Source organism: Trichococcus sp., assembly GCF_055118575.1.
The window spans coordinates 87,018-96,459 of record NZ_JBSQPW010000011.1; the positions used below are offsets into that span (position 1 = coordinate 87,018).

A 9,442-nucleotide genomic window follows, 5' to 3' on the forward strand; every position below is an offset into this window, starting at 1 on the left:
AGTAGTTTCTCTCAGTACTTAAACAGTATACAGCGACACTCTGAATATAGTATGACAGCTTATTAATATTTTGGGAAGCATCAAATTAGAAAATTCACATGAGAACTGCTATTGAAAATTTCACTGACAATTGATAAGATAGGAAAGCAAAGTCCTTTAATATGATCCAGAGAGATTATGAAGGGTAACAAATCACATACATTTGATACCTTAGGTCCTTTTGCAAAAAAACGTCAAAAGGGTATTTTTTTGCCCAAAAACTAGGAGGAAAAGGTATGGCAATCAACCAAAAACCGTTATTATTGGACGTGGATGAAAAACCGGAAGTCCTGAAAGGCATTCTGTTGAGTTTTCAGCACGTCTTTGCAATGTTTGGAGCAACAATATTAGTTCCGCTTATTTTAGGGATGCCCGTATCGGTCGCTTTGTTCGCGAGCGGTATCGGTACGCTGATCTATCAGGTGGCAACAAAAGCGAAAGTTCCCGTTTACTTGGGTTCCTCGTTCGCCTACATCACAGCGATGGCTGTGGCGATGGAGCAAATGGGCGGGGACATAAAAGCCGCGCAGACTGGTGTCATCATGGTGGGACTTGTATATGTCTTGATTGCGGGACTTGTCAAAGTTCTTGGCACAAAATGGATCGACAAGTTGCTGCCGCCGATCGTCATCGGACCGATGATCATGGTCATCGGTTTGGGTCTGGCTTCATCTGCGGTAACCAATGCCGGCTTTGTGGCTGATGGTGACATCCGACACATCATCGTGGCGATTGCAACTTTCCTGATCACATCGTTCATCAACACAAAAGGGAAAGGCTTCTTCAAAATCATTCCTTTCCTGATCGGTATTATCGGAGGGTATGTCATTGCGCTTTTCATGGGTCTGGTCGACTTCCAACCAGTCCTGGATGCGAAATGGTTTGAATTGCCAGGGTTCTATCTTCCGTTCGAGACACCATGGTTCGGTTCTTATGATTTGTATTTCGGACCGGAAACATTGGCCATCATCCCGGTCGCATTGGTGACGATTTCGGAGCACATCGGGGACCATACTGTTCTGGGTAAAATCTGTAACCGCCAATTCCTGAAGGAGCCTGGTCTTTCCCGCACGCTTATGGGTGATGGTGTAGCGACTGCCGTCTCAGCATTCATCGGCGGACCAGCGAATACTACTTACGGCGAAAATACCGGAGTTATCGGGATGACGCGTATCGCATCCGTTTCCGTCATTCGTAATGCAGCCTTCATCGCAATCGGCTTGAGCTTCTTCGGTAAATTCACGGCGCTGATTTCAACTATCCCGACATCTGTACTGGGCGGTATGTCCATCCTGCTTTATGGAGTCATCGCCAGCAATGGTCTGAAAGTGCTGATCGAGGAACAGATCGACTTCAATCATGTCCGCAACCTGATCATCGCCAGCTCGATGTTGGTGCTGGGATTGGGTGGGGCCGTTCTGGATATTGCGGGTGTTGTTACTTTGTCAGGGACTGCCTTGAGCGCTATTACCGGCATCATCCTGAACTTGGTTCTGCCACATGAAGAGGCCTACAATCCAAAACATCCGATTCATAAAAAAGAAGAACACAAACACAACCATTAATGCTAAAAAACGCATCGCCACTCAAAATTGAGTGGCGATGCGTTTTTTTGTCGGGATTTTATCAGGCTCCCCAGACTTCATCAGCAATTTGTTTGACCAAAGCCAGCTTCGCCCACTGTTGTTCCTCCGTCAAGTTGTTGCCTTCTTCGGTGGAAGCGAAACCGCATTGCGGGCTCAGGCATAATTGCTCTAGTGGCACGTACTTGGATGCTTCAGCGATCCGTGCTTTAACTTCCTCGATTTTTTCCAATTCCGGAGTTTTTGAAGTGATCAGACCAAGGATGATTTGGCCGTCGCCTTTGTAATGGCGTAAAGGTTCGAATCCGCCGGCGCGGTCCGTGTCGTATTCCAGGAAGAAGCCGTCAAAGCCGGTTTCGCCGAACAGTTCTTTCGCAACAGGCTCATAAGCGCCTTCCTGCGAGTAGGACGAGCGGAAGTTGCCGCGGCAGATATGCGTTGTGACGACCAAATCTTCAGGCAGGCCAATCTGGATGTTTTTGACGTTATCCGTAGCGACACGTTTCAATTCATCGTAGGTTTCCTGTGAACCGAAAATTTCCAATGCTTTATCCGAGCAAAGGTCACCCCAGAAAGTGTCATCGATCTGGATGTAACGGTTCCCCAGTGAATAGAAGTGCAGAATTGTGTCGCGGTAAGCCTGTTGCAGATCGGCAGCGTATTCCTCCAATGTAGGGTAAATTTCCTCGTTGCGGAAACCAAGGCGGATCAATTGGTTCGGGCTCGGAATCGATACCTTCGCAACCGCTCTGTCACCTACTGTTTCAGCCAAGAAAGCATAGTCAGCGAAGAAAGGGTGTTCCGGATTGAAGGCGATTTTACCTATGTTGCGCACGCTGTGGGCGCTGGTGACAACGTTGTGGAATTGTTTGCCCTGCGCCGCAAGGTAACCTTCAAAGCCTAATAGGTTCTCAAGGAAATCGAAATGCCAATAAGAGCGTCTGAATTCGCCGTCCGTGATGCCTTTGTAGCCAAGTTCGATCTGTTTGTCGACGATGCGTGTGATTTCAATATTTTCGATTTCACGCAGGTCTTCTTTCGTGATTTTTCCTTCAGCAAGCTCTTTGCGGGCTTTTTTGATGCTTTCAGGACGCAAGAAGCTTCCTACGTGGTCTGCACGGAAAGGTGCTTTCGTTCTGCTTAAAGTTGTTTGGATTGTCATGATATTTTCCTTCTTTCGTTTGTTTTTTGTAAAAAAATACGTCCTTGCGCAATGAGCTGCGCAAGGACGTATGAAAGATTCACCGTGTTACCACCTTGATTCGGAAAAACCTCTCGATTTTTCCCTTAGCCAGTACGCCGAAGCAAAATATTGTTCAGGATACTGTGATACTGTAACGGGCATTCCCGTGGAGGGCTGAGGTTCTAAAAGAGCGTTCGCCGTCCATTCACTCGAAGACCATTTCCGGATAGCATCCCTGTCCTCTTTTCAGCTGCCGAGGTTCTCTGTGCATTTCGTCCATCCGTACTTATCTTTTCAATGTGATTTTATTCTGAAATTTATATACATAATAACAAGCGGATAAGAATGAGTCAAACCTTTTTTCATTATTTTTTCATTTTACTGGTTTGATGCCTTCAAACCTGGGTTCTTCAAGAAGGAAATTGCATTTCTAACTGCAAGGGTATATACTTCATATAGATAGATGTCTATGTGAAGGCGTCAAGAGAGTCAAAGCGGGGTGGAGTGCCTCCAATGACAGTAGGGAAAGAGGAATTGAATATGGCAATTGAATACAAAACATATGCGAAATGTCTGAAGGTGCTATCGGACGAAACCAGATTGGAAATCATGGATTTATTGTCGGAAGGCGAGATGTGCGCCTGCGCGTTATTGGAGCAATTTTCGATTACACAACCGACTCTGTCGTACCATATGAAGATGATGAAGGACTGCGGCTTGGTTGACAGCAGAAAAGACGGAATTTGGGTCAAATACTCCGTAAATCACGAAAAATTGGATGAGTTGAAGAACTTTTTCCAATCCATGGCAAAGCAAGGCACCACTGTATAAGCATTCGAAAGCAGGGGATGGAAATGGAAATCAAGATACTGGGACCAGGATGCCGTAATTGTGAGAAGCTACATGCAAACGCAGCCGAGGCGCTGAAGAAGATCGGCATGGAAGCAACAATCGTCAAAGTGGAAGATCCGAAAGAAATCGCGAAATATGGCATCATGCAGACACCGGGGCTGGTCATCAACGAGAAGGTCGTCTCATATGGGCGGATCCTGACGCCCAAACACATTGCAGAACTGCTGCAAAAGTGACAAAAAGAGAAAATCCTGTCCTTGACTGAATAAGCTGCGAAAACCGGGGTTCTGCACCGGACTTATCGTAGCTTTTTTGGGTCTTTCATTATTCGAAAATAACACATTGACATTTATCTATATGTACGCGTATACTAACACATAGATAAATATCGATATGCTGTGTGGAAAAAATATAAACTAGAAGGTGCAGTTCATCATGGGAATATTTCAATGGTTAAATGATCAGTTATTAAAAATGCAGTGGCTCAGCGATTTGGTCGGTGTACTTGTCCGGGATGTCTTCGGATTGGATCTCACCAGCAGGGTAGGCGGCAGCATCCACTTCTTCATCTACGACGTCATCAAAATCTTCATTCTGTTATCGGTATTGATTTTCGGCATTTCTTACGTGCAAAGTTTTTTCCCGCCTGAGCGGACGAAGAAAATCTTGGGCCGGTTTGATGGGGTCACCGCCAATATTCTGGCGGCGTTACTGGGTACGATTACGCCATTCTGTTCCTGTTCCTCGATTCCGCTATTCATTGGGTTCACCGGATCGGGACTTCCGCTGGGGGTGACGTTTTCGTTCCTGATTTCTTCGCCGCTTGTCGATTTGGCATCGATCATCCTCTTAGCCAGCATTTTCAACTGGAAGATCGCCATAGCCTATGTTGTTGTGGGCTTGATCCTTGCGGTTATCGGCGGAACCTTCATCGGAAAAGCGCGTCTGGAAGATCAGGTCGAGGCCTTTGTGTTCGGCAGCCCGACTATTGAACTGGAGGAAGCCGAGTTGACCAGGAAGGACCGGGTCGATTATGCTTTCGATCAGGTGAAGGAAGTCGTCCAAAAAGTCTGGCTTTACGTGCTCCTTGGAGTCGGTATCGGGGCGGCCATCCACAACTGGATTCCCGAATCGGTCATCACAGCTCTGTTGGGTCAGGATAAATGGTATTCGGTATTGGTGGCAACATTCGTCGGCATTCCGATGTACGCGGATATTTTCGGGACGCTGCCCATTTCCGAAGCGCTTGTCGCAAAAGGTGTCGGATTGGGAACCGTATTGTCCTTCATGATGGGCGTTACGGCATTGTCCTTGCCGTCGATGGTCATGCTGAAACAGGTCGTCAAGCCGAAATTGTTGGGACTCTTCTTTGGGATCGTGGCTGTCGGCATCATCATCATCGGCTATGTGTTCAACTTTCTGGGACCAATCTTTATGTAACATAATAAAAATAATATGCAGGAGGAATCATCATGGAAATCAAAATTTTAGGAACAGGTTGCAAAAATTGCATCAATTTGACAAAAAATACGGAAGAGGCTTTGCAGGAACTGGGGATGGAAGCAACCATCACAAAAGTGACCGACATGAAGGATATCGCCAAATACGGGATCATGCGCACACCGGGATTGGTCATCGACGAAAAAGTTGTTTCCTACGGTAAAGTAGCCAGTGTGAAAGAAATCGAAGAATTGCTGAAAAAATAACAATTTGCTGAACTGCCGGGCGGGGAATTATTCTCTGTCCGGTACTTTTTTTTGCATTTTCCAGTTTTTGATTGACTGTAGATAGAAGAAACTCTATATTATAAAGGTATTAAAAAACTTTCAAGCTATCAAAAGCTATTCCAAATACAAACAAGCTAAGGGGAAATGAATCATGACAAACATCACTATTTTTGAGCCGGAAACAAGCAGTAGCTTGTTCAGTAGCCAGGACGCAATGCGCATCGCAGCAGTAATGGAGGCTTTGGAGGGGTTGGAGAACTACGAAGCTTTACTTTTCAATTTGACGGATGATGTGGAGCAATTCGGATCGAATAAAGCGGTCAGCGAAAAGATTGAAGCGGAAGGAAATACCAGCTTGCCGATCACTGTTGTGGATGGGAAAATCGTCAAAACTGGCGGCTATCCAACCAACGACGAAATCACCAGCTATATCGGAGTGCGCTTCGTTGAAGAGTCCTCAGGCGGCTGCGGTTGCGGTGGACATGGTCATCACCACCACCATGATGAAGAAAGTGGCGATGCAAAAGGCGGCTGCGGTTGCGGCGGACATGGTCATCATCACAAGCATGAAGAAGCTGCAGCAAGCAGCGGCTCTTGCGGTTGCGGTAAAGGCGGTTGCTGCTAGAACGATAAAGAGTACGCGTGATTCGGGTTATCCCCGGCTCGCGTTTCTTTTTCTGGTATATATAGAAAAATATCTATATAGAAAGGACATCAGAAATCATGGATTATGAAAATTATGCAAAAATTGCAAAGGCTTTGGCGGATCCGAAGCGCGTCAAAATAATCGATATGCTTTCCTGCGGGGCCATGTGTGCCTGCGACATACTGGAACACTTCGATTTCACCCAACCCACGTTGTCCCATCACATTAACTTGTTGGTAAAGGCGGGATTGGTGACGACGGAAAAATCAGGAACGTGGCATTATTACGATCTGAATAAAGATGCCTTCGAAAGATTCAAGGCGGATACAGCGGAATTGATAGCAGATACGCCCGCATGCATCTGTGAAACTGTGCGGTCAAAAGAGGTGTGTAGCGCAGATGAAAAAGAACCGATTCAGTGAAGCAAAAACAGTGCTGTAAAGAGCGCAAATAAACAAATGGGGGTATAATAAATGAGTAGCAAAGAGCAAACAAGCATTTCCTTCTTCAATAAATATTTGAGTGTTTGGGTAGCGAGCTGTATGGTGGTTGGAGTTTTGATCGGCAAATATCTGCCGGCCGTACCTGAATTTTTCGGGAAATTCGAATATGCGAATGTATCAATCCCGACGGCAGTATTGATCTGGGTCATGATTTATCCGATGATGATGAAGGTGGATTTCCAGAGCGTCCGGGATGTCGGAAAGAATCCGAAGGGACTTTATGTCACTTGGGCAGTGAACTGGCTGATCAAACCTTTCAGCATGTACGCTATTTCCGCGTTTTTCTTCTTTGTCGTCTTCAAAAATTTCATTACGCCTGAATTGGCGACGGAATACTTGGCAGGTGCCATCCTTTTGGGAGCTGCGCCTTGTACAGCGATGGTGTTTGTTTGGAGCCAATTGACAAAAGGCAATCCGGCGTACACTGTCGTTCAGGTTGCGACCAATGATCTGATCATCCTGGTTGCTTTCATTCCAATCGTTAAATTTCTGTTGGGCGTCAGCAATGTTACGGTCCCATGGGACACCTTGATCCTGTCCGTCGTTTTGTTTGTAGTGATTCCGTTGGTCGGGGGCGTTTTGACCCGGATTTTCGTCACGAAGAAAAAAGGTGTCGCTTATTTCGAGAAGGATTTTCTTTCGAAATTTGATGGCGCGACTACTGCAGGACTGTTGTTGATGTTGGTCTTGCTGTTCTCTTTTCAAGGAGAGGTCATTCTGGAGAATCCGTTGCACATTTTGATGATCGCCGTGCCTTTGATCCTGCAGACTTTCCTGATTTTCTTTATTGCGTATCTTGCAGGTAAAGCGCTGAAACTTCCGCATGCTATTGCTGCTCCGGCCGGCATGATTGGCGCATCGAATTTCTTTGAACTATCAGTCGCGGTCGCCATCGCGTTGTTCGGAATGGATTCTCCGGCAGCGCTGGCTACCGTGGTGGGCGTCCTGACCGAAGTGCCTGTGATGCTGATTTTGGTGAAGATCGCCAATTCGACAAGACACTGGTTTCCTGGGAAAGAAACGGGTGTAATGAATCCTGTAAAGATTGTAAAGTAAGCCACTTTAACTGAAAAGGAGAATTTATTATGAAAATCATCGTAATCGGTTCGGTAGCGGCGGGTACCTCCGTTGCAGCCAAAGCGCGCAGAAACACGGAGGAAGCGGAAATAGTCGTCTATGACCAAGGGAAGGACATTTCCTATTCCGTCTGCGGTATCCCATATAAAATCGGTGGGGAAGTCGATTCAGTGGATCGTCTGACGCCGCGGGATGCGAAATGGTTCAAAAAGAGATACGAAGTCTCCATCTTTACGGAACATAAAGTGACGAAAGTGGATCATAAAGCCAAAAAGATTCAAGTAAAAGATTTGAAGACCGGCGAAATTAAAGAGGACGCTTATGATGTGTTGGTTTTCGCAACAGGTGCGGCTCCGCTGACGCCACCTCCATTCGATCAAGTTGAATATGATAATGTCTTCCACATCCGAAATATCCAGGACCTTCGTAATATTGAAAGTTATTCGGAAGGGAACCAACCGAAGAAAGCACTGATCATCGGTGCCGGGTTCATCGGTCTGGAAATGGCCGAACAACTCGTGCAGAAAGATTGGGATGTCACGATCGTCCAGTTGGAAAATCAAGTGATGCCGCCGATGGATGCGGATATGGCTTTCCGGGTTGAAGAAGTGCTGATGGCCAATGGGGTTCATTTGCACCTTGGGGATACGGTCAAGACCATCGAAGGTAGTGGGACCGTCAAAAAAGTGGTGACGACAAAAGGCGCCACCATCGAAACGGATATCGTCATCCTGGCTGCCGGCGTGCGTCCGAATATCCAACTGCCGAAGGAAATCGGCGTCACGATCGGTGCGACGGGTGCGGTTGCCGTCAACAGCAAAATGCAGACGAATATCCCGGATGTGTATGCGGTCGGTGATGTGGCGGAAAGTTTCTCCGTTATCACAGGCAAACCGATTTACCGTCCATTGGGCTCTACGGCCAACAAGATGGGGCGGATCGCCGGTGATGTGATCACTGGTGGAAATCTGGAACATAGAGGGGTATTGGGTACCGGTATTTTCCGCGTATTCAATCTGCATGTCGCTCAGACAGGCATGACCGAAAGAGAAGCGAAGGCAGCCGGTTATGCCGTGGAAGTCCTTTACAACATCAAGCCCGACCACGCTGAATACCTTGGCGGTAAGGAATTAGTCATCAAGGCATTGGCCGATAAAGCAACCGGTCGGGTCTTGGGCGCGCAAATCGTGGGCTTCCAAGGTGTGGACAAACGGATCGATGTTCTTGCCACTGCCATCACCTTCAATGCAAAAGCTGAAGATTTGTTCCATCTGGATCTGGCTTATGCTCCGCCTTTCGCAACGACAAAAGACCCTGTCCTGTACACAGGAATGGCCTTGGATAACGCTTTGCACGGAAATCCTTTGATGACCCCGGCCCAATTGGTAGAAACACAGCAAAAAGGCGAATCCATCCAAGTTATCGATACGCGTTCCGCCAAGGATTTTGAAAAGGGACATGTCCAAGACGCGATCCACATCCCATTGAGTGAATTGCGGGCACGTGCCGGAGGACTTTCCAAGGATATCCCTACGGTTACCTACTGCAACAAAGGGGTGACCGGAAATGCCGGCCAGAATATCTTGATCAATATGGGTTTCCAGGAAGTCTATAACCTTTCCGGAGGCAACAAGAATTATCAAAGCTACCTCAAAATGCTGAAGCGAAAAAGCTAGAATGTGAGTAGCTGAACAGATAAAAATGGAGAATCCAAAACTGGAGTCTCCATTTTTTTCCCGACTTTTACAGTTGCTAAACCGAAAAATCCCCATAAATCGCGTTATATATGCGTTTATGGGGATTTTTTTATTTTTTGGTATGTAGATATGCAC

Annotated in this window: 10 protein-coding genes; 9 read left to right on the forward strand and 1 reads right to left on the reverse strand. The window is 46.7% G+C overall.

The annotated features are described in order from the left end of the window. Positions 1–275 precede the first annotated feature (275 nt). Positions 276–1,604, forward strand: a complete 1,329-nt coding sequence (locus ACTCCX_RS04625) for a uracil-xanthine permease family protein (RefSeq protein ID WP_463274970.1) — start codon at positions 276–278, stop codon at positions 1,602–1,604. Positions 1,605–1,665: 61 nt separating this feature from the next. Here ACTCCX_RS04625 and ACTCCX_RS04630 read toward each other — a convergent pair whose 3' ends face one another. Next, on the reverse strand, positions 1,666–2,784 hold the full coding sequence (locus tag ACTCCX_RS04630; RefSeq protein ID WP_463274971.1) for a 5-methyltetrahydropteroyltriglutamate--homocysteine S-methyltransferase: 1,119 nt from the start codon (positions 2,782–2,784) through the stop codon (positions 1,666–1,668). Between the two features lie 534 nt (positions 2,785–3,318). Here ACTCCX_RS04630 and ACTCCX_RS04635 point away from each other — a divergent pair. From ACTCCX_RS04635 to ACTCCX_RS04670, 8 genes are all read left to right on the forward strand, one after another. Beyond that, positions 3,319–3,636: an ArsR/SmtB family transcription factor gene (locus tag ACTCCX_RS04635; RefSeq protein ID WP_463274972.1), complete on the forward strand. Its 318-nt coding sequence runs from the start codon at positions 3,319–3,321 to the stop codon at positions 3,634–3,636. A 23-nt stretch (positions 3,637–3,659) separates the two neighbouring features. Beyond that, positions 3,660–3,893, forward strand: coding sequence for a thioredoxin family protein (locus ACTCCX_RS04640; protein WP_463274973.1), 234 nt, complete (start codon positions 3,660–3,662; stop codon positions 3,891–3,893). 199 nt (positions 3,894–4,092) lie between these two features. Continuing rightward, the gene (locus ACTCCX_RS04645) at positions 4,093–5,097 is read left to right on the forward strand and encodes a permease (protein ID WP_463274974.1); all 1,005 of its coding nucleotides are present in this window, start codon (positions 4,093–4,095) and stop codon (positions 5,095–5,097) included. Positions 5,098–5,129: 32 nt separating this feature from the next. Then, positions 5,130–5,363 (forward strand): thioredoxin family protein, encoded by a 234-nt coding sequence (locus ACTCCX_RS04650; RefSeq protein ID WP_463274975.1) that lies wholly within the window; start codon positions 5,130–5,132, stop codon positions 5,361–5,363. Between the two features lie 172 nt (positions 5,364–5,535). Then, the gene (locus ACTCCX_RS04655) at positions 5,536–6,009 is read left to right on the forward strand and encodes an arsenic metallochaperone ArsD family protein (protein ID WP_463274976.1); all 474 of its coding nucleotides are present in this window, start codon (positions 5,536–5,538) and stop codon (positions 6,007–6,009) included. Positions 6,010–6,107: 98 nt separating this feature from the next. After that, positions 6,108–6,452, forward strand: a complete 345-nt coding sequence (locus ACTCCX_RS04660) for an ArsR/SmtB family transcription factor (protein ID WP_463274977.1) — start codon at positions 6,108–6,110, stop codon at positions 6,450–6,452. A 51-nt stretch (positions 6,453–6,503) separates the two neighbouring features. Further along, positions 6,504–7,589, forward strand: coding sequence for an ACR3 family arsenite efflux transporter (arsB, locus tag ACTCCX_RS04665; protein WP_463274978.1), 1,086 nt, complete (start codon positions 6,504–6,506; stop codon positions 7,587–7,589). Positions 7,590–7,618: 29 nt separating this feature from the next. Next, on the forward strand, positions 7,619–9,286 hold the full coding sequence (locus ACTCCX_RS04670; RefSeq protein WP_463274979.1) for an FAD-dependent oxidoreductase: 1,668 nt from the start codon (positions 7,619–7,621) through the stop codon (positions 9,284–9,286). Positions 9,287–9,442 lie beyond the last annotated feature (156 nt).

Coding starts and splice junctions, on each gene's coding strand:
- ACTCCX_RS04625 (WP_463274970.1), top strand. CDS start 276: ATGGCAATCAACCAAAAACCGTTATTATTGGACGTGGATGAAAAACCG.
- ACTCCX_RS04630 (WP_463274971.1), bottom strand. CDS start 2,784: ATGACAATCCAAACAACTTTAAGCAGAACGAAAGCACCTTTCCGTGCA.
- ACTCCX_RS04635 (WP_463274972.1), top strand. CDS start 3,319: ATGACAGTAGGGAAAGAGGAATTGAATATGGCAATTGAATACAAAACA.
- ACTCCX_RS04640 (WP_463274973.1), top strand. CDS start 3,660: ATGGAAATCAAGATACTGGGACCAGGATGCCGTAATTGTGAGAAGCTA.
- ACTCCX_RS04645 (WP_463274974.1), top strand. CDS start 4,093: ATGGGAATATTTCAATGGTTAAATGATCAGTTATTAAAAATGCAGTGG.
- ACTCCX_RS04650 (WP_463274975.1), top strand. CDS start 5,130: ATGGAAATCAAAATTTTAGGAACAGGTTGCAAAAATTGCATCAATTTG.
- ACTCCX_RS04655 (WP_463274976.1), top strand. CDS start 5,536: ATGACAAACATCACTATTTTTGAGCCGGAAACAAGCAGTAGCTTGTTC.
- ACTCCX_RS04660 (WP_463274977.1), top strand. CDS start 6,108: ATGGATTATGAAAATTATGCAAAAATTGCAAAGGCTTTGGCGGATCCG.
- arsB (WP_463274978.1), top strand. CDS start 6,504: ATGAGTAGCAAAGAGCAAACAAGCATTTCCTTCTTCAATAAATATTTG.
- ACTCCX_RS04670 (WP_463274979.1), top strand. CDS start 7,619: ATGAAAATCATCGTAATCGGTTCGGTAGCGGCGGGTACCTCCGTTGCA.